Here is an 18462-nt window from a genome sequence, read left to right as displayed (position 1 = left end):
GCTCAGTCTCCGAACAGCGAGGCGAGCCCGTTGGTGATCATTTCGCTGCGCTCGTCGGGGCCGTTGCCCGATCGCGCGTGAAGCATCAGGGGCGGACGGATGGCGAGCTTTCCTCGTGCCCCAAGTGCCGCCCGCACGATAATGCGGATTGCGGCCGCGTCCGGGCGAGGGTGCACGGCGAGCATCTCGGCTTCGCCGAAGCGGCCTGAAATCGCGTCGAGAATGGCGCCGAGCTGTTCGGGCCGGGCGATGACGGCAAGCCCGCCGCGCGGCCTGACAACCGCCGCCGCACTGCGGATCCAGCTTTCGAACAGTCCGTCCTCCATGACATGCGCTTCCTTTCTTAGCGGCTCGGGAGTGGCGCGGTCCCGTGCGGCGTTGAAAGGCGGGTTCATGATGACGAAGTCGAAATCATTGTCGGCAAGGCCGGTGGCGGCCCGGGCGCGGCCCGACACGGTGACATCGGCGACGAGCACGGCAGCGCGATCGCTGAGGTGCGCGTTGCCCGGATGGGCAAGCGTGGCTGCCGCGAAGGCCGCCATCTCAGGCGCGCGTTCGACCAGCACAGCCTGGGCACCCGGACAGCGCGACAGCACCGCAAGACCGGCAGCACCGGCGCCGGCCCCGAAATCGGCGAGCCGTCCGCCAAACGAGGACGGTACGGATGCGGCCAGCATCATTGCATCCATCCCGGCGCGATGGCCGCCATGCTTGGGCTGCACGAGCCAGAACCGGCCGCGGTGGAACGCATCGACCGTGTGGGCCGGCGTATCCGGGACAAGGGCGGCTGGCGCGGCCGACATTATTTCCCCCGGATCTCGTTGGCGATGCCGGCATCGGTCAGGATGCGGCGCGCGGCGTCGGCCTGGTCGGCATCGACCATGACGCGTCGCGGCAGGATACCAAGCGAGCCGTCGAGGACGCTCATGTTCTGGTCGGCGACGAAGCAGCCGATCCCGGCATCGCGCATCAGCGATTCGACAAAGGAGATGATGACGGCGTCGTTGGTGCGGATGAGCTCTATCATCGCAAGAAACTCGCAGGTTGCGGCGTGCATGTAAACGTGCGGCCGCATTCCCGCATTTCGCGGCGTTGACACGTTGTCGCCGCCGCCGCGCCAATTCGCCACTTGCCGTGGCCGTGCCAGCCGCCCTAGAGTCTTGTTGGGACTAAGGGTGCCGTCGCACGCGTTATACCAAGACGGGAGTGATTGTCGTGGGTGTCGTTCTCAACATCGAAAACGGGAAGCGGGAGCCCGCCTCCATCAAGGATCTCATCGATCTGACTGCTGCCGATATGGGACGTGTCAACGAGCTGATCCTGTCCAAGGCCGGCTCCGACGTCGAGATGATTCCCGAGGTCGCCAACCACCTGATCTCTTCCGGCGGCAAGCGGCTCAGGCCAATGCTGACGCTGGCTGCGGCGCAGATGTTCGGCTATGCCGGCGAGGGCCACGTCAAGCTCGCCACTTCGGTCGAATTCATGCATACGGCCACGCTTCTGCATGACGACGTGGTCGATGAAAGCGGCATGCGGCGCGGCAAGAAGACCGCCCGCATGATCTGGGGCAACCAGGCCAGCGTGCTGGTCGGCGACTTCCTGCTCGGCCAGGCCTTCCGCATGATGGTCGATGTCGGCTCGCTCGAAGCGCTCGACATCCTGTCCAGCGCAGCCTCGATCATCGCCGAGGGCGAGGTCATGCAGCTGGCCGCCGCCAAGAACCTCGAAACCACCGAGGACGAGCATTTCGCCGTCATCAAGGCCAAGACCGCCGCGCTGTTTTCGGCCGCCGCCGAGGTTGGCCCGGTCATCGCCCAGGCGACCCGCAACGACCGTGCGGCGCTGCGTTCCTACGGCATGAATCTCGGCCTTGCCTTCCAGCTGATCGATGATGCGCTGGACTATGGCGGCACCAGCAAGGATCTGGGCAAGAATGTCGGCGACGATTTCCGCGAGGGCAAGGTGACCTTGCCGGTCATCCTCGCCTACCGGCGCGGCAGCAAGGCCGAACGCACCTTTTGGAAGCGCGCCATCGAGGACAATGTCACCGACGACGCCGGGCTGGAAAAGGCGATCGGCCTCATGACCCGCCACGGCGCCATTGCCGATACGATCGGGCGCGCCCGCCATTTCGGCGAGATCGCCCGCGACGCGCTGGCGCCGCTGGAAGAGACGCCGCAGAAATCGGCGCTGATCGACGTCATCGACTTCTGCATCAGCCGCGTGAACTGAGCGCCTCACGGCTTCCTGCCGGGGCCGTCAGTGAAAAGACGCCTGTGAATTCGCCCTGCCGTCTCGACAAGCAGCCCAGTCGCAAATTATCTATAAAACATGGCCAAGGGCACTGACGACACCATCGCGGTCCGCATCGGCAAGGTTTTGGCGGATCGCATCATCTCCGGCGCGATCGAGCCAGGGGCGAGGTTGCGGCAGGATCATGTCGCCGAGGAATTCAACACCAGCCACGTTCCCGTGCGCGAGGCCTTTCGCCGACTCGAGGCGCAGGGCCTCGCCGTCAGTGAGCCGCGTCGTGGCGTGCGTGTCGCGGCCTTCGATCTGGGCGAGGTCAAGGAGGTCGCCGAAATGCGGGCCGCACTCGAAGTGCTGGCACTGCGCCAAGCCGCGCCGCATCTGACCTCGGCCATTCTCGACCAGGCCGAGGAGGCGACAAAAGCCGGCGACAAATCCCATGACGTCAGGTCGTGGGAGGAGGCCAATCGCGCCTTTCACCGGCTGATCCTGACGCCCTGTGGCATGCCCCGCCTGCTTGCCACCATAGACGACCTGCACGCGGCGAGCGCCCGCTTCCTGTTCGCGGCCTGGCGCTCGGAGTGGGAGACGCGCACCGACCAGGACCACCGGGCGATCCTCACCGCCTTGCGGCAGGGGAACACCGAATCGGCCGCGACAACATTGGGACGGCATGTCCAATGGATTGGCCGCAAGCCGGTCAGGACAGCCTCCGGCGCCACGCGCGAAGCTTTCGCGATCGTGGGTTGAACGATCTTTTCCCAAGCCTAGGCTTGCTATCGCTCCAGAAATGTGGATTCGATAATAGATCGAAGGCAAAAATTATCTATAATTTCGGATCGACCGAAGGGAAGCCTATGACCAACCTCGTATTCTCGTCCGCCAGACCGTCCTTCAGCCCGCTGCGTCTCCAGCAGCGATCGCTCGGTTGGCAGGCCGGCGCCGTCGTGCTCGGCACGCTGTTGCTGGCGCTGTCCTCCCACATCGAGGTTCCGATGGTGCCAGTTCCGGTGACCATGCAGACCTTCGCCGTGACGCTGATTGGCGCACTCTATGGCTGGCGGCTTGGCGCGGTGACGATCGCGGCATGGCTGGTCGAAGGTGCTGTCGGCTTTCCAGTCCTGGCCGGCGGCGCTGCCGGCATTCAGCATTTCGTGGGCCCGACGGGTGGCTATCTCTTTGCCTTTCCTGTCACCGGCGCACTGGTCGGCTGGTTGGCCGAGCGCGGCTGGAACGGCAACAGGGTTTTGCCTGCCTTCGCCGCCATGCTGCTCGGCAATCTTGCCTGCCTGGCTCTCGGCACAGCCTGGCTTGCCGTCCTGATCGGCGCCGAGAAGGCCGTCACCTTCGGCTTCGTGCCGTTCATCGTCGGCGGGTTGCTGAAATCGGCGCTTGGCGCCGCGACGCTGATGGCGCTCCCGCGCGGCAAGATGAACTTGCCGAAGCCGTGACGGTCAGGCTGCGCGCCCACCATCTCCTTTGCCTGCTCACCTATGTGGGCAAGGGATACAGCCCCGCTTTCACCGCCAATTATGACGGAATCGCGGAGCGCTTGAGCCGGGGCGAAGACATCCTCCTCGTTTCCGGACCAGACGACATCTGCGCTCCGTTGCTTGGCGAGCCGGAACCGCACTGCCTGCGTGACGGCGCGGCCGGGCGGGACCGGCAGGCCGCGGAAGACGTGGAAGCGCTGCTGGCTCGGCCGATCCGGCACGGCATCCGCGTCGATCTCGATGCCGCCATCCTGACAAGGCTGCGGCAGGCGTTTTCGACCGGCCACGTGCGCAAGGCGTGCGGCGGCTGCGAATGGAGCGGGCTGTGCGGCGCGGTGGCAAGCGGCGGCTATCGCGATGCGCGGCTGCGGCGGCCTGTTGACGCGCAAAACCGTCCCATTTAGCCATGGTTTGTTAATCGGGTGACCCGATTGTGAATTTCAGGCGGATTGAAGCGCGACCCCAAAAAGGCCATGCTTTGCCTGGAAAGATCGAGTCTGGGTCGATCCGCTGACGCGGAGATGGCGCCTGGCTGAAAGGGATATGATGCAGCAAGGACGTGCGCGCTGGCTGACAAGGCTGGCAATTGTGACGGGCATGGCGATTTCGGCATTGCCGGCCTATGCCAAGCAATCCACCGAACCGGTCAAGATCTCGTCATTCTCGGGCGCCTATCTGGCTGCCAGGATCGCCGAGGGCGACAACGACCTCGACAGCGCCATCGCCTATTACAAGCAAGCCCTGGCCTTCAATCCTGGTGACACAGCCCTGCAGCAGAGCCTGATGCTGTCGCTGATCGCTCAAGGCCGCTTCGACGAATCGCTGGTCTATGCCGACAAGCTCAAGGAAGTGCCCGATGTCGAGCGCTTCTCGCGCCTGGCGCTGGCGGTCGACACCTTCCACAAGAAGGATTTCACCAAGGCACAGTACTGGCTCAAGCTGTCGCTGGAATCCGATCTCGATCGGCTGATCTCCGGCGTCATGTCCGGCTGGGCCGAGCAAGGTGCCGGCCAGGCCAGCGAAGCGATGGTTTCTATCGACAAGCTGCAGGGGCCGGACTGGTTCGGCCTGTTCAAATCCTTCCACCGCGCCCTGATCGCCGATGCGTCTGGTATGCCTGAAAAGGCCGAGGCTATCTATGCCGCGACGATGCAGGACACCACCGCCGGCGGTGCGGCGCCTGAAACCTGGATGCGCAATGCGCAGGCCTATGCCTCGTTCCTGGCCCGTAAGGGCGACAAGGCCAAGGCGATGTCGGTTCTCGACCAGGCCGAGGCGTTCTCGCCGGGCAAGCTGGAAATCGTCGCCTTGCGCGACAGGATCAGCAAGGGCGACAAGATCGCGCCCTTCGTGTCCGGTCCGTCCGACGGTGCTTCCGAAATCCTGCTCGATCTTGCCACCGCGCTCAACCGTGGCGGCGGCGAGCCATTCGTGCGCCTTTATTTGCAATATGCCTTGGCCCTGAAGCCCGACAGCGACGCTGCCCTCGTGCAGCTCGCCGCCGTGGCCGAACAGCTGAAGAACGGCGAGGGCGCCATCGCACTCTATCGGCGCATCCCCGACTCTTCGCCACTGAAGGAGATTTCGGACCTGCAGCTTGGCCTCAACCTTGCCGATCTCGACCGCCATGACGAGGCGATCACGCATTTGAAGGCCTTCGTCGAAGCTCATCCAAACGACATGCGCGCCTATCTGGCGCTCGGCGGTGTCTACTCCTCGAAGGAGGATTTCCGCTCCGCCGCCAATCTCTACGACAAGGCCGTCGAGGTGCTGAAGACACCGACCGCCGCCAACTGGAACATCTTCTACCAGCGCGGCATCGCCTATGAGCGGCTGAAGGAATGGCCAAAGGCCGAGCCGAATTTCCGCAAGGCGCTGGAATTGCAGCCAGACCAGCCGCAGGTGCTGAACTATCTCGGCTATTCCTGGGTCGACATGAACACCAACCTGAAGGAAGGGCTGGAGATGATCCAGAAGGCCGTCGATCTCAAGCCGAGCGACGGCTACATCGTCGATTCCCTGGGTTGGGCTTATTTCCGCCTCGGCCGGTTCGATGACGCGGTGCGCGAGATGGAACGCGCGGTCTCACTGAAGCCGGAAGATCCGGTTCTGAACGACCATCTCGGCGACGCCTACTGGCGCGTCGGTCGCAAGCTGGAAGCCACCTTCCAGTGGAACCAGGCCCGTGACCTGAAGCCGGATCCCGATGTGCTGGCCACCCTGCAGCAGAAGCTGATGAAGGGCCTGCCGCCGATCGAGTCGAACACGGCGCAGGAAACGCCGAAGGTCAAGCCCGAGCCGGTGCCTGCCCCGAAGGGGTGAAACCGCCTTTTTGGAATGCGAACGGGGCTCTCGGAGCCCCGTTTTCGTTTTGAGATCCGTCCGCTCAAAACGCCTGCCGACGCGCTCAGAACATCTTTCGATAGACGACGAAGCCAGAGCGTTCGCCGACCTTGTCATAAAGCTTCATCGCCGCGTGATTGGTTTCATGCGTCAGCCAGTATACTCGGCCGGAACCGGCCACCTGGGCGCGCTCGTAGACGCCTTCGATCAGCGCCCGGCCGACGCCTTTGCCGCGCGAGGCTTCGTTGGTGAAAAGATCCTGCAGATAGCAGTTTGGTGCGATCGCCGTCGTGCTGCGGTGGAACAGGTAGTGGACGAGGCCAAGCAACTCGCCTTCGTTTTCCGCGACCAGCGCATGCACTGGCTCATAGGCGTCGAAGAAGCGGGACCACGTCATTGCCGTGATGTCGCTTGCCAGCGCCGTCTCGCCCGAACGGCCATAGAATGCGTTATAGCCGTCCCACAGCGGCAGCCATCGGTCGAAATCCTGGCGCGTGACGGGGCGGATGGTGACGGGGTTGGACATGGCTTGACCTGTCGTCGTTGACATGGGTGATACAGGGCTTCGAAGAGAGCGCAGGTCGCCACGTCCGGCAATGGGCCAGCCGCTCGCAAAGCTTTCGACCGGTCCTGCAAAGGTCGCGGGCGCGCGCCTTGCTTGACGCTTCGCCGCCGTGTCTCTAGGACGTGGCCGCAAGCTAGCCTGTGTCGCCGAGGCCACCGTGACGATTGAAATCCCAGCCCATATGCATCCCAGCCGCTCGTTCCAGGGGCTGATCCTCACTTTGCACAATTACTGGGCGGCTTATGGCTGCGTTATCCTCCAGCCCTATGACATGGAGGTCGGCGCCGGCACCTTTCATCCGGCAACGACGCTGCGCGCGCTAGGTCCCAAGGGCTGGAACGCCGCCTACGTCCAGCCTTCGCGCCGTCCCAAGGACGGCCGCTATGGCGAGAATCCGAACCGGCTGCAGCACTACTACCAGTACCAGGTGATCCTGAAGCCCAATCCGCCCAATCTGCAGGAGCTCTATCTCGGCTCGCTGGCGGCAATCGGCGTCGACCCGTTGCTGCACGACATACGTTTCGTCGAGGACGATTGGGAAAGCCCGACGTTGGGCGCCTGGGGGCTTGGCTGGGAATGCTGGTGCGACGGCATGGAGGTGTCGCAGTTCACCTATTTCCAGCAGGTCTGCGGCATCGAATGCGCGCCGGTGGCGGGGGAACTCACCTACGGCCTGGAGCGCCTGGCCATGTATGTGCAGGACGTCGACAATGTCTACGACCTCAACTTCAACGGCCGCGAGGGCGCCGACAAGGTGACCTATGGCGATGTCTTCCTGCAGGCCGAGCAGGAATATTCCCGCCACAATTTCGAATACGCCAACACGGCGATGCTGCTCAGGCATTTCGAGGACGCCGAGGCCGAGTGCAAGGCTCTGCTCGAGGCCGGCGCGCCGGCCTCGAACGACAATCTGCCGATGCACAAGATGGTCTTCCCGGCCTATGACCAGTGCATCAAGGCCAGCCATGTCTTCAATTTGCTGGACGCGCGTGGCGTGATCTCTGTCACCGAGCGCCAGAGCTACATCCTGCGCGTGCGCAATCTGGCGAAGGCCTGCGGCGAGGCGTTCTTGAAGACGCAGGCCGGTGGATTGGCGGCCTGAGCCTCAAGCGTCCTCGATCACTCCGAGGGAAGCATGGATCGGCGGCAAGACCTGGCCGCTCTGGCCAGCCATTGTCCGTAGCGCCTGCCGCACGCCCGGCATCGAGAAGGCGCCGTGGGCCTGCGCGGTGAAGCAGGCGCTGAGCGCAAGGATCTGAAGAAGTCTGGATGCCGTTTTCATCGTCGTTCAGCCAATAGTTCCCTGCCTGAGCGTGGGTCGCTTCAGCGCAGCTTTCGGTTCATGGAAATCTTTGATCCAAGGACGGGCGGGTTCGGCTCGTCCCGACAGGCCTATTGAAATTTATGGAAAGGGTGACAGCGGCCAGCCGAGTTGCTATGCCCCGCCCGGACCACTCTCCCGCATGAGCTGACCCCGATGCCTGACCTGCTTCTTGAACTTCGTTCCGAGGAAATTCCTGCCCGCATGCAGCGCAAGGCGGCGGGCGATTTGAAGAAGATGCTGACCGACGGTCTGATCGAGGCGGGTCTCACCTATGAGGCGGCGCGTGAGTATTGGACGCCCCGGCGCCTGACGCTCGATATACGCGGGCTCACCGCACGCTCCAAAGACATTCACGAGGATATCAAGGGGCCGTCGACATCGGCGCCAGAACAGGCGGTCCAGGGCTTCCTGCGCAAGGCCGGCCTGTCTTCGATCGCCGAGGCGCATGTCCATTCTGACCCGAAGAAGGGCGACTTCTACGTCGCCCACATTTCGAAGCCGGGCAGGGCGGCCGAAGAGATCATCGCTGGACTGGTGCCTGACATTATCCGCGATTTTCCGTGGCCGAAGTCGATGCGCTGGGGATCGGCCTCGGCCAAGCCGGGCTCGCTGCGCTGGGTGCGCCCGCTGCAGTCGATCCTGTGCACCTTCGGCCCCGAGACCGAGGAGCCGGTGGTGGTCGATTTCGAGATCGACGGCATCCGTTCGGGCAACATCACCTACGGCCACCGTTTCCTCGCGCCCGGCGAAATCACCGTGCGCCGCTTCGACGATTATGTGGGCAAGCTGGAGGCGGGGAAGGTCGTGCTCGACGCCGACCGTCGCAAGGAGATCATCCTCGCCGACGCCCGCAACCTCGCCTTCGCCAACGGGCTCGACCTGGTCGAGGACGAGGGCTTGCTTGAGGAAGTGTCGGGGCTGGTCGAATGGCCCGTCGTGCTGATGGGCGAGTTCGAAGAGGCTTTCCTTGCCATTCCGGCCGAGGTGATCCGCCTGACGATCCGCGCCAACCAGAAATGCTTTGTCACGCGGCCGCAGGGGGAAAGCGATACGCTCTCCAACCGCTTCATCCTCACCGCCAACATCGAAGCGAAGGATGGCGGCAAGGAGATCGCTCACGGCAACGGCAAGGTGGTGAGCGCTCGCCTGTCCGACGCGCTTTATTTCTGGACTACCGACCAGGGCGATTTGCCGGACCTTGACCAACTCCAGGCATCGGCCGAGAAGTTCGGGCTCGATCTGAAAAAGCCGCTCGACCAGCGCATGGCGCGGCTCGACCATCTCAATGTGACCTTCCATGCCAAGCTTGGCACGCAGGGCGAGCGGGTGGGGCGCATCAAGCGATTGGCGGAAGAATTGGCGCCGGTCGTTGGCGCCGATCCCACGCTCGCGGGCCGTGCGGCGGTTCTCGCCAAGGCCGATCTCACCACCGAAGTGGTCGGCGAGTTTCCCGAACTGCAGGGGGCGATGGGCCGCAAATATGCGCTGCTGCAGGGCGAGCATCCATCCGTAGCCGCGGCCATCGAGGAGCACTACAAGCCGCAAGGACCGTCAGACCGGGTGCCGACTGATCCGGTATCTGTGGCCGTTGCGGTTGCAGACAAGCTCGATACGCTGGTCGGATTTTGGGAAATCGACGAGAAGCCGACTGGATCTAAGGATCCTTATGCACTGCGAAGGGCTGCACTTGGGGTAGTGAGAATTCTTATTGAGAATAGAATTCAATTGAGCATCGCCGAACTAGCAGAATCTCATGTTCTCTTTGTCCACCAATCGATGCAGCGTCCTCGTGGCGGAGCTATTGGGCGAGGGATGCGGGAATTCAAAGGAAGGCAGGTTGGGGCCGAGGTGATCGACCTCCTCGCCTTCTTCCGCGACCGCCTGAAAGTCTACCTCCGCGACCAGGGCGCGCGCCATGACCTGATCGACGCGGTGATAACGCCGCAGTCCGACGACCTCCTGCAGATCGTGCGCCGCGTCGAAGCGCTCGGCTCCTTCCTCGACAGCGAGGATGGCAAGAACCTGCTCGCCGGCACCAAGCGGGCGGCCAACATCCTGGCGGCCGAGGAGAAGAAGAAAACGGCGGTCGCCGAAACCGTCGAGCCGGCGTTGTTCCGGCAAAATGCGGAGAAGTCGCTGTTTGCCGCGGTGAATCAGGCCGAGAAGCAAGCCGGCGAAGCGATTCAAAACCAAGACTTTTCGGCTGCCATGCTGGCGCTTAGCGTGTTGCGTGAACCCGTTGATTCATTCTTTGAGCATGTTCTCGTGAATGATGAGGACCTGTCCGTGCGTGCCAACCGACTGGCGCTGCTCGCGCGCATTCGCACGGCTACCGGTCAGGTCGCGGATTTCTCGAAAATCGCTGGTTGAGAAGCACTTTGCCGAAAAGTCGGCATCGATTTTCTCGGACAAACGGTTTCCGTTTGTCCTGAGATCACGCAGGGATAGCGGGGGCCGCAGGCCCCGGGAAAAATATGTTCCGGCCGGCCCTTCGAGCCGGCTTACAGTCATATGACGATGATCTCTCCGTGGCAAAAGGGGCGTGTTCCCCATCCCAACGGAGGCTTCCATGAATTCCGATCACGAAATCGAAGTGACAGAAGAAACCTCGGCTCCTGCCGAGCCGCTTGAATCCGCTTCCGAAACCGCCCTCGATCACGCCGCTGCGATCACGGTCGAAGCCGCTGATCTGTCTGACGAAGACGGAGATGGCGATGACGAGGAAGGCGACGATGAAGACGGCGAAGAGTCTGACGAAGACGACGCCGATGACACCGTGAAGGCCGAAGGCGATGACGCCGAAGAATCCGAAGACGGCGAGTCCGAAGACGACGACGACAAGGAAGAAGCAGCCTGATTTTCAGGTAACAGATTCTCGAGGGCGGCGCTTTCGCGCCGCCCTTCCGCCGTCTTCCCAAATTGATTTGATCAGTTCTCCAGGATGCTGACGCGCACGCTGTTTTCATAGACGTCGACCTGGATCAGCGGCTCGCCATTGACGATGGCGCGCTTGGTCGAGGAACTCATCGCGCCGGGGCGCTCCAGCATGCGCTGCAGGTCGGCGCGCTGGTCGTTGGTCCTGAACCAGGCGTCGCCCTCGTCGTCGCCGTCGCGGCGATGGAATTTGTGCCAGTTGGCACGGTCTTGCCGCACCATCTGCGCGGCGCCATCCAGCGCATAGCCGTCGCTCGCCTGGTGGTCGCGATCAGAAATGCGCGCGACATAGGATCCCAGCATGTCGTCCGCTTGGGCCACGCCACCAAGCAATGACGCCAACAGAAGCCCTGCCACGGTAACGGTCTTCGAATTTTTCATGAGCAACCCCCTCTGCCTTGAACGATGCAATTGCGTCCGCTGGAGCCACTTGGCGAAAATCAGCCGCAGGGCCGCCAGCAAGATACTCTAGAAGAAATTCGCCGGACAGTGGTGCGCAGGACGCCAGACCGCCGTCAAGCCGCTGCGCATTTTGCCCGTCCGGTTTGCGTGGTCGCTACTTGACCTTGCCGGCTCCTGAAGCAGGCTGGTGGGCTGGCGGAGGCGGCGCGGCTGCCGCCGGTGCCGCTGCTTTCCCGTGCGCTGCCGGCGCGGGGGCTGCCGAGGCCGTCGCCGTGGCGGGGGCGGTTGGGGTGGCTGGGGCCGTTGCCGCGGCCGGCGCCTTGGCCTGCATGGGTGTCGAGAAAGCGCCGCCGACGACGCCGCCCCTAATGATCATCGGGCTCTGCGCGAAGGAGTGCCTCGCCTCGGCCTTGCCGGGGATTGCCGCGACCTTTTCGTAGGTGACGTCAGGCTCGCCAAGCACAACGACGGACACAACATCGCTCGCCTTGCCGTCGGCCGCCTTCAGCGCAAGGATGGAGGGTGTCGAGGCCGGCGCACCGGGAAAGACCAGCGACGAGGCCTTAGCCCCGCCACCCATTGAGGCCAAAGTGATGGCAAGCGCTCCCCAGATACGAACAGACACCGACATAGCTCCCATTGCCCAGAAGCCGCACGATAGTACTCGGCGATTGATGCCGGCTTTCGTGGAAAGATAGCATTTTAGGAATTGATGAATTGCCAATGCCCGCTTGCCCCGGCGGCCCCATCGTATTACGCAGCCGGCATCCGCGAGGTGACGAGAGTGGCTGAAATACTTGCCGTCGGCGAAGCGATGGAACCGGCGTTGGCGCTGCTCCTGGGCGGCGATGTCGTCGCCATCCCGACGGAAACCGTCTACGGGCTTGCCGGCGATGCCACCAACGGCATTGGCGTGGCGCGCATTTTCGAAGCCAAGGGGCGGCCGCGTTTCAATCCGCTGATCGCCCATGTCGCCGACATGGCGATGGCCGAGCGCATCGCCTCGTTCGATCCGCTGTCCAGGAAGCTCGCGCTTGCCTTCTGGCCGGGTCCGCTGACGCTGGTACTGCCACAGCGCCCCGGCAACGGCATTCATCCGCTGGTCACGGCCGGGCTCGACACGATCGCCGTGCGCATGCCGAGAGGTTTTGGCGGCGACCTGATCGCCAGGCTTGGCCGACCGCTTGCCGCGCCCAGCGCCAACTCATCCGGCAAGATCAGCGCGACGACGGCGCAGGCGGTGGCTGCGGATTTAGGCGGGCGCATCAAACTGGTGGTCGATGGTGGCGCCACGCCGGTCGGGCTGGAATCGACCATCGTCAAGGCCGAAGGCGAAAGGTTGCGCCTGCTTCGGCCCGGCGGCATTGCCGCCGACGAGATCGAGGCGGCCATCCGCATGGAGCTGCTGCGCGGCGGCATTGCCGGCGTCGAGGCGCCGGGCATGCTTGCCTCGCACTACGCACCGGGCGCGGCTGTTCGGCTCAATGCCGGCACGGTTGGTGAAGGAGAAGCGTTGCTTGCCTTCGGCGACCAGCGCGCGGAAGGCTGGCGCGGCGCGACCGCTTTCCTCAACCTCTCGCTGTCAGGTGACCTGCGTGAAGCGGCAAGCAATCTCTTTGCCTACATGCAGGATTTGGACCGTAGCGGCGCGCGGATTATCGCCGTCGAGCCAATTCCCTTTGACGGGCTCGGCGAGGCCATCAACGACCGGCTCTCCCGTGCCGCCGCTCCTCGTGACAACGCACAGCCCACAACGTAGTTTTCCCAGATGACCGCAACCGCAAAGACACTCGATCCCGCCCTCATCGATCGTTTCGCGGCGATCGTCGGCGACAAATATGCGCTGCGCGACCAGCAGGACATCGCGCCTTATCTGATCGAGCGACGCGGCCTCTGGCACGGCGCGACGTCCCTGGTGCTGCGGCCGGGCAGCGTCGACGAGGTCAGCCGGATCATGCGGCTGGCGACAGAGACCGGAACGCCGATCGTGCCGCAAAGCGGCAACACCGGGCTGGTCGGCGCGCAGGTGCCGGACAGATCCGGTCGCGAGATCGTCCTGTCGCTATCGCGGCTGAACCGCGTCCGCGAGATCGATGTGCTGTCCAATACGGTCACGGTCGAGGCCGGTGTCATCCTGCAGACCTTGCAGGAAGCGGCCGATGCCGCCGACCGGCTGTTTCCGCTGTCGCTCGCCGCGCAAGGCTCCTGCCAGATCGGCGGCAACCTGTCGTCCAATGCCGGCGGCACCGGCGTGCTGGCCTATGGCAATGCGCGCGAACTGTGCCTCGGCGTCGAGGTGGTGCTGCCGACCGGCGAGGTGTTCGACGATTTGCGCAAACTGAAGAAGGACAACACCGGCTACGACCTGAAGAACCTGTTCGTCGGCGCCGAAGGCACGCTCGGTGTCATCACCGCCGCCGTGCTCAAACTGTTCCCGAAGCCGAAGGGGACGGACGTCGCCTTCGTCGGCCTGTCGTCGCCCGAAGCCGCCCTTTCCCTGTTCAGCCTGGCCATGGACCGCGCCGGGGCCGCACTCACGGCCTTCGAACTGATCGGCAAGCGCCCGTATGACTTTACCCTTGCGCACGCCCAGGGCGTCGTGCGGCCGCTGGCCGAAGACTGGCCCTGGTACGTGCTGATGCAGATATCGTCCGGCCGCTCGGCGGAGGATTCTCGGGCGCTGATCGAGGATGTGCTTTCGGCGGGTCTAGAGCAGGAATTCGTCGGCGATGCCGTCATCGCCGCCAGCCTCGGGCAGGGCGATGCCTTCTGGGATTTTCGCGAGCTGTTGCCCGAGGCACAAAAGCCGGAAGGCGCTTCGATCAAGCACGACATTTCGGTGCCGATCGCATCGATACCGCGCTTCATAAGGGAGGCCGCCGGCGCCGTGGCGTCAGTGAGCGCCGGCGCCCGCGTGGTCTGTTTCGGCCATATGGGAGACGGCAACCTCCATTATAACATTTCACGGCCCGTCGATGGCGACGACGAGGCGTTCCTGGCGCTCTATCATGCGATGAACAAGGCCGTGCATGACGTGGTGCGCAGCCTGCACGGTTCGATCTCGGCCGAGCACGGCATCGGTCAGTTGAAGCGCGACGAACTGATCGCCACCGCGCCGCCGATGGCCATCGATCTGATGCGCCGGGTAAAGGCTGCCTTCGATCCGGCGGGCATCATGAATCCTGGTAAGGTTATCTGATCCTTTCAACATCCTGTGGCTGGTGGCATTCCGATAACCATCCCTGAGATCAGCAAAATTTAACCGACTTTCTTAAGCGCGGCGGTAAGGAGCCGGCGCTACTGTTTCCCCATAACGAGGCCGGGAAAACTGGCCCGGAGAGAACCGGACACCGGCTCTCAGGAGACAGACAGGAAGGCGCTCTATGAACGTGAACACTGGACTGAAGCCAGTCTGGGCGGGACGCAACATGCGTCTCGACCCATTCCGCCTGCCGCAGGTGGTGAGCTATGCCACGCGCGACGATTATGGCGACGTAACCTTCACCATCGACCAGCGCGGCGCCGTGATCCGCCGCCTGCTCGAGATGAGCGGCCTGCCGGCGATCATCGTGCTGCCCGCCAATGCATTTCGCGGCGTCGCCGCCCGTGCGATGGAGGATCCGGAAGGCAATGTCACGGTGACCCTGGAACTCCTGCACAACGATCCGATGCTGTCGGTGCCGCTGCTGGTGGCCGACGATCTCGAAGACGTCGCCGCCGACTGGCGCGCCTGGGCCGACGCCTACCGTCTGCCGATGCTGCTGATCGAATCCGATGGCGTCGCCCGCACCCTGGAAGAATCGCTCGGCGCCGCCATCAAGACATTGCCGCCGCGGGAGCGCCGCAAGGGCCGCGTTTCCAATATGCGCCGCCCCCGCTTCCTTGCCCGCCGCAGAGCCGGTGACCTCGGCCTCAGGCTGGTGATCGGCGGCGAGGAGATCATTTCAAGAGACTAGCGTTCTTCTCCCCGTCACTATACGGGGAGAAGTGCCCGGCAGGGCGATGAGAGGCAGCGCTGGCATGATTTTGGCCTTAATTGCGTGTGCGCTGGTTCGTCGATGAACCCTCGCCTCGCCTCCAAAGGTCGGCGCTGCCCCTCATCCGGCTGCCGCCACCTTCTCTTCGTATAGAGACGGGGAGAAGGATAAGCCGCTACACCAGCGGCTTCAGCGTCACCCACAGCGCGCCGCCGATGAGGCCGAGGAAAATCAGCCAGCCGACCTGGTTGTTCGACCGAAACAGCCGCAGGCACTGGTCTGGATCGTCGATATCCAGAACCGCGATCTGCCGCGCCATGTGGGCGCCGGCGGCGATCAATCCCGCCAGTGCCACCACCGGGGCTTGCGCCGAGGCGAAGGCGATGGCGAAGCAGATCAGCGTACCGCCATAGAGCCCCGCGAGCCATGCCTTGGTGTTGTCGCCGAACAGCCGCGCGGTCGAACGCACGCCGACAATGGCGTCGTCTTCCTTGTCCTGGTGGGCATAGATCGTGTCATAGCCGATCACCCACAGGATCGAACCGATATAGAGCATGATGGCGGGGCCATCGAGATCACCGAACTCGACCGCCCACCCCATCAGCGCGCCCCAGGAAAAGGCGAGGCCGAGAAACAGTTGCGGCCAGTTGGTTATCCGCTTCATGAATGGATAGACGGCGACGATCGCCAGCGAGCAGACGCCGAGCAGAATGGCAAAGCTGTTGAACTGCAGGAGAACCGCCAGGCCGACCAGGGCCTGCAGGACAAGAAACAGCCAGGCCCGCCGGCGCGTGGTCTGACCGGACGGTAGCGGGCGTGAGCTGGTGCGTTCGACCTGGTTATCGATGTCCTGGTCGACAATGTCGTTATAGGTGCACCCGGCGCCACGCATGGCGATGGCGCCAATCAGGAAGAGCACGAGGTACAAGGGCGCCGGCAGCAGCGAGAGCAGCGGGTCGCCTGGGCGCGGATAGGCGCTCGCCGCAAGTGCGGCCGACCACCAGCATGGCCACAAAAGCAATTGCCAGCCGATCGGCCTGTCCCACCGCGCCAGCTGCGCATAGGGCCAGATCGCGCGCGGCAGCACGCGATAGACCCAATGGCGGTTCGGCGCATCGGCGACGCGACCCTGGGCCGCTTTTGACTGGACAGGTTCCATTGGCATGGAGTGGCAGCAGTGGCGGAAACCGTCAAGCGGCAAGCGGAGGAGCGGCGGCCCGCCAACCGTCACGACGCGAAGATGTCGCGTGTGGAAAACCAGACTTTCGCCACCGCGATGAAAGCCAGCGCCGCATTCGACACGCGCTGATGCGTATCGTGGGTGAGAATGATGCGCTGCATGGGCAGCGGATCCGACAGCGGTTTGCAGACGAGGCGCAAGCCGTCATAGCTGCGGTCGCCATGCGGGCGGGTATAGCTGACCGCGACGCCGAAGCCGTTGGCCACCATGCTGCGCTGGAGTTCGAACGAACTTGTTCGCATGTCGGCCACCGGCGACAGGCCACGGCCGCGGAACAGGTCGAGCATATGCTGCCAGCTATGCGGCTGGTCGGTCGTGATCAGCGGGTAGGCGGCCAGATCCGCCAGGCTGACCTCGGGGTGGCCCGCCAGTGCATGGCCCGCCGGCAGCAGCGCATGCGGCCGAAGCTCGTGCAGCAGGATGCGGGCGAAATGCGACGGCAGGCCGAGATCGTAGCTGAGGCCGAGGTCGACTGTGGCGTCCGCCAGGCGTCGCCCAAGCGTCTCGAACGTCTCGTCACGGACGACAACCGCGACCGCTGGATGACGTTCGGAGAAGGCGCGGATAAGGCCCGGCGCGAAAAAGGGCGCCAGATCCTCGAAGCAGCCGAGCACCAGCTCCCCACCGATGGCTGAATTGCCCGCCCCCAGGCTCATGAGTTCGTCAGTCTCGGCAAGAACCTGCTTTGCCTTCGTTACCACGACACGGCCGAACGAGGTCAGCGAAACGCCGCTTCCCCGCTGGCGTACGAATAGTTTCTGGCCGAAATCCCTTTCGATGGTGTCGATGGCCACTGAAACCGACGGCTGCGAAATGTTGATCGCTCGCGCCGCGCCGGTGACGCTGCCATGGCGGGCGACGGCGATGAGATAGCGGAGTTGCGTGAGCGTAAGGCTCATAGTCAAAACCTATGTGTCAGATGAGAAGTTATTATTTTACTGAATGAGAGGACATTGCGATAGTGGCCTCGATCCTGAGAGGAGGACACCATGGCTTCCCAAACCGCCACGCAGCCAATCGTCACCGAAATCATCGATGCGCAGACAATTGCCGACTACCAGCGTGACGGCGCGGTCTGTATCCGCGGCGCCTTCAAGGGCTGGGTCGACACGATTGCCGCCGGCATCGAGCGCAACATGCGGAGCCGCAGCGCCACCGCGTCCGACATCGCTGGCGGCAAGGGCAGCTTCTTCGACGACTACTGCAACTGGGAGCGTATCCCTGAATTCGTCGATGTCGTGCGCAATTCGCCGGCGGCGCGACTGGCGGCCGCGGTGATGCAGTCGCGCACCGCGCAGTTCTTCCACGACCATGTGCTGGTCAAGGAGCCCGGTACGCAGAAACCGACGCCGTGGCACCAGGACATCCCCTATTATTTTGTCGACGGCCAGCAGACGGTGAGCTTCTGGATCCCCATCGATCCGGTGAAGGAAGCGACGCTGCGCCTGATCGCCGGCTCGCACAGATGGGACAAGATGATCCTGCCGGTGCGCTGGCTGGACGACGGCAATTTTTACGCGGCCGAGGGCGATTATCGTCCGGTGCCCGATCCCGACACCGATCCGTCGATGAAAGTTATCGAATGGGAGATGGAGCCGGGCGACGCCATCCTGTTCGACTTCAGGACGGCACACGGCGCGCGCGGCAATATGACCGCGGCCCGGCGCCGGGCGTTGTCGCTGCGCTGGGTCGGCGACGATGCCCATTATGTCGAGCGACCGGGCCGCACCTCGCCGCCCTATCACGGCCATGGCATGCAGCCGGGACAGAAGCTGCGCGAGGATTGGTTTCCGGTGGTCTTTCAGGGCTGAACGAGCGCCGGAATAGGGGCGGTGGTGGCCGGCGCCCTATTCGACAGGGATAACGTTCCCGTGCGCAATCCACCCTGATGCCTTGACCCGTCGCCCAGAGAGCAATAGCGGGTTGTTTTCTCT

Annotated in this window: 20 protein-coding genes; 12 read left to right on the top strand and 8 right to left on the bottom strand. The window is 63.8% G+C overall.

Annotated features, from left to right (window positions below; translation table 11 throughout):
- Positions 1–2: 2 nt before the first annotated feature.
- Entirely contained in the window at positions 3–803 is an 801-nt protein-coding gene (locus tag MESAU_RS25170; protein WP_015318846.1) for a tRNA1(Val) (adenine(37)-N6)-methyltransferase, read from the bottom strand.
- Positions 803–1027 carry a putative signal transducing protein gene (locus tag MESAU_RS25165; protein ID WP_015318845.1) on the bottom strand — a complete coding sequence of 75 codons (225 nt, stop codon included), beginning with the start codon at positions 1025–1027 and terminating at the stop codon, positions 803–805. Before MESAU_RS25165 ends, MESAU_RS25170 begins: the two co-directional genes overlap by 1 nt.
- Positions 1028–1215: 188 nt before the next feature.
- Here MESAU_RS25165 and MESAU_RS25160 point away from each other — a divergent pair, with 188 nt between their 5' ends.
- From MESAU_RS25160 to MESAU_RS25140, 5 genes are all read left to right on the top strand, one after another.
- The gene (locus tag MESAU_RS25160) at positions 1216–2232 is read left to right on the top strand and encodes a polyprenyl synthetase family protein (RefSeq protein WP_015318844.1); all 1017 of its coding nucleotides are present in this window, start codon (positions 1216–1218) and stop codon (positions 2230–2232) included.
- Positions 2233–2331: 99 nt separating this feature from the next.
- Positions 2332–3000, top strand: coding sequence for a GntR family transcriptional regulator (locus MESAU_RS25155; protein ID WP_015318843.1), 669 nt, complete (start codon positions 2332–2334; stop codon positions 2998–3000).
- Positions 3001–3107: 107 nt separating this feature from the next.
- Positions 3108–3701: a biotin transporter BioY gene (locus MESAU_RS25150; protein WP_015318842.1), complete on the top strand. Its 594-nt coding sequence runs from the start codon at positions 3108–3110 to the stop codon at positions 3699–3701.
- Positions 3698–4147, top strand: coding sequence for a DUF1284 domain-containing protein (locus MESAU_RS25145; RefSeq protein WP_015318841.1), 450 nt, complete (start codon positions 3698–3700; stop codon positions 4145–4147). Before MESAU_RS25150 ends, MESAU_RS25145 begins: the two co-directional genes overlap by 4 nt.
- Positions 4148–4289: 142 nt before the next feature.
- Positions 4290–6065, top strand: a complete 1776-nt coding sequence (locus tag MESAU_RS25140; RefSeq protein ID WP_015318840.1) for a tetratricopeptide repeat protein — start codon at positions 4290–4292, stop codon at positions 6063–6065.
- An 85-nt stretch (positions 6066–6150) separates the two neighbouring features.
- On the opposite strand, the gene MESAU_RS25135 is transcribed toward MESAU_RS25140, so the two are convergent.
- A complete protein-coding gene (locus tag MESAU_RS25135; RefSeq protein WP_015318839.1) occupies positions 6151–6612 on the bottom strand; it encodes a GNAT family N-acetyltransferase in 462 nt (153 codons plus the stop codon).
- Positions 6613–6808: 196 nt separating this feature from the next.
- Between MESAU_RS25135 and MESAU_RS25130 the strand changes: the two genes are divergently transcribed.
- Positions 6809–7753 carry a glycine--tRNA ligase subunit alpha gene (locus MESAU_RS25130; protein WP_015318838.1) on the top strand — a complete coding sequence of 315 codons (945 nt, stop codon included), beginning with the start codon at positions 6809–6811 and terminating at the stop codon, positions 7751–7753.
- A 3-nt stretch (positions 7754–7756) separates the two neighbouring features.
- Here the strand turns inward: MESAU_RS25130 and MESAU_RS31575 are convergent, their stop codons facing one another.
- Positions 7757–7933, bottom strand: a complete 177-nt coding sequence (locus tag MESAU_RS31575) for a hypothetical protein (RefSeq protein ID WP_167331130.1) — start codon at positions 7931–7933, stop codon at positions 7757–7759.
- Between the two features lie 195 nt (positions 7934–8128).
- On the opposite strand from MESAU_RS31575, the gene glyS reads away from it, so the two are divergent.
- Positions 8129–10345 (top strand): glycine--tRNA ligase subunit beta, encoded by a 2217-nt coding sequence (gene glyS / locus MESAU_RS25125; RefSeq protein ID WP_015318837.1) that lies wholly within the window; start codon positions 8129–8131, stop codon positions 10343–10345.
- A gap of 199 nt (positions 10346–10544) precedes the next feature.
- The gene (locus tag MESAU_RS25120; protein ID WP_015318835.1) at positions 10545–10832 is read left to right on the top strand and encodes a hypothetical protein; all 288 of its coding nucleotides are present in this window, start codon (positions 10545–10547) and stop codon (positions 10830–10832) included.
- A gap of 71 nt (positions 10833–10903) precedes the next feature.
- Here MESAU_RS25120 and MESAU_RS25115 read toward each other — a convergent pair whose 3' ends face one another.
- Positions 10904–11290, bottom strand: coding sequence for a hypothetical protein (locus MESAU_RS25115; protein WP_015318834.1), 387 nt, complete (start codon positions 11288–11290; stop codon positions 10904–10906).
- Between the two features lie 175 nt (positions 11291–11465).
- Positions 11466–11942: a hypothetical protein gene (locus tag MESAU_RS25110; protein WP_425339440.1), complete on the bottom strand. Its 477-nt coding sequence runs from the start codon at positions 11940–11942 to the stop codon at positions 11466–11468.
- A 153-nt stretch (positions 11943–12095) separates the two neighbouring features.
- Between MESAU_RS25110 and MESAU_RS25105 the strand changes: the two genes are divergently transcribed.
- The 3 genes from MESAU_RS25105 (at position 12096) to MESAU_RS25095 (ending at position 15267) form a co-directional block, all read left to right on the top strand.
- Positions 12096–13070, top strand: a complete 975-nt coding sequence (locus MESAU_RS25105) for an L-threonylcarbamoyladenylate synthase (RefSeq protein ID WP_041163507.1) — start codon at positions 12096–12098, stop codon at positions 13068–13070.
- A 9-nt stretch (positions 13071–13079) separates the two neighbouring features.
- Positions 13080–14510: an FAD-binding oxidoreductase gene (locus MESAU_RS25100; protein WP_015318831.1), complete on the top strand. Its 1431-nt coding sequence runs from the start codon at positions 13080–13082 to the stop codon at positions 14508–14510.
- Between the two features lie 190 nt (positions 14511–14700).
- The gene (locus MESAU_RS25095; protein WP_041163896.1) at positions 14701–15267 is read left to right on the top strand and encodes a DUF6101 family protein; all 567 of its coding nucleotides are present in this window, start codon (positions 14701–14703) and stop codon (positions 15265–15267) included.
- Positions 15268–15463: 196 nt separating this feature from the next.
- On the opposite strand, the gene ubiA is transcribed toward MESAU_RS25095, so the two are convergent.
- Together ubiA and MESAU_RS25085 are read right to left on the bottom strand one after the other, a co-directional pair.
- Positions 15464–16447, bottom strand: a complete 984-nt coding sequence (gene ubiA / locus MESAU_RS25090) for a 4-hydroxybenzoate octaprenyltransferase (RefSeq protein WP_015318829.1) — start codon at positions 16445–16447, stop codon at positions 15464–15466.
- A 68-nt stretch (positions 16448–16515) separates the two neighbouring features.
- On the bottom strand, positions 16516–17427 hold the full coding sequence (locus tag MESAU_RS25085) for a LysR family transcriptional regulator (protein ID WP_015318828.1): 912 nt from the start codon (positions 17425–17427) through the stop codon (positions 16516–16518).
- Between the two features lie 90 nt (positions 17428–17517).
- Between MESAU_RS25085 and MESAU_RS25080 the strand changes: the two genes are divergently transcribed.
- Positions 17518–18339 (top strand): phytanoyl-CoA dioxygenase family protein, encoded by an 822-nt coding sequence (locus MESAU_RS25080; protein ID WP_015318827.1) that lies wholly within the window; start codon positions 17518–17520, stop codon positions 18337–18339.
- Positions 18340–18462 lie beyond the last annotated feature (123 nt).

The sequence above is a fragment of the Mesorhizobium australicum WSM2073 genome, from assembly GCF_000230995.2.
GTDB classification, from domain to species: domain Bacteria; phylum Pseudomonadota; class Alphaproteobacteria; order Rhizobiales; family Rhizobiaceae; genus Mesorhizobium; species Mesorhizobium australicum.
This window is presented reverse-complemented; position numbering and strand designations above follow the sequence as displayed.

Coding starts and splice junctions, on each gene's coding strand:
- MESAU_RS25170 (WP_015318846.1), bottom strand. CDS start 803: ATGTCGGCCGCGCCAGCCGCCCTTGTCCCGGATACGCCGGCCCACACG.
- MESAU_RS25165 (WP_015318845.1), bottom strand. CDS start 1,027: ATGATAGAGCTCATCCGCACCAACGACGCCGTCATCATCTCCTTTGTC.
- MESAU_RS25155 (WP_015318843.1), top strand. CDS start 2,332: ATGGCCAAGGGCACTGACGACACCATCGCGGTCCGCATCGGCAAGGTT.
- MESAU_RS25150 (WP_015318842.1), top strand. CDS start 3,108: ATGACCAACCTCGTATTCTCGTCCGCCAGACCGTCCTTCAGCCCGCTG.
- MESAU_RS25140 (WP_015318840.1), top strand. CDS start 4,290: ATGCAGCAAGGACGTGCGCGCTGGCTGACAAGGCTGGCAATTGTGACG.
- MESAU_RS25135 (WP_015318839.1), bottom strand. CDS start 6,612: ATGTCCAACCCCGTCACCATCCGCCCCGTCACGCGCCAGGATTTCGAC.
- MESAU_RS31575 (WP_167331130.1), bottom strand. CDS start 7,933: ATGAAAACGGCATCCAGACTTCTTCAGATCCTTGCGCTCAGCGCCTGC.
- glyS (WP_015318837.1), top strand. CDS start 8,129: ATGCCTGACCTGCTTCTTGAACTTCGTTCCGAGGAAATTCCTGCCCGC.
- MESAU_RS25120 (WP_015318835.1), top strand. CDS start 10,545: ATGAATTCCGATCACGAAATCGAAGTGACAGAAGAAACCTCGGCTCCT.
- MESAU_RS25115 (WP_015318834.1), bottom strand. CDS start 11,290: ATGAAAAATTCGAAGACCGTTACCGTGGCAGGGCTTCTGTTGGCGTCA.
- MESAU_RS25110 (WP_425339440.1), bottom strand. CDS start 11,942: ATGTCGGTGTCTGTTCGTATCTGGGGAGCGCTTGCCATCACTTTGGCC.
- MESAU_RS25100 (WP_015318831.1), top strand. CDS start 13,080: ATGACCGCAACCGCAAAGACACTCGATCCCGCCCTCATCGATCGTTTC.
- ubiA (WP_015318829.1), bottom strand. CDS start 16,447: ATGGAACCTGTCCAGTCAAAAGCGGCCCAGGGTCGCGTCGCCGATGCG.
- MESAU_RS25085 (WP_015318828.1), bottom strand. CDS start 17,427: ATGAGCCTTACGCTCACGCAACTCCGCTATCTCATCGCCGTCGCCCGC.
- MESAU_RS25080 (WP_015318827.1), top strand. CDS start 17,518: ATGGCTTCCCAAACCGCCACGCAGCCAATCGTCACCGAAATCATCGAT.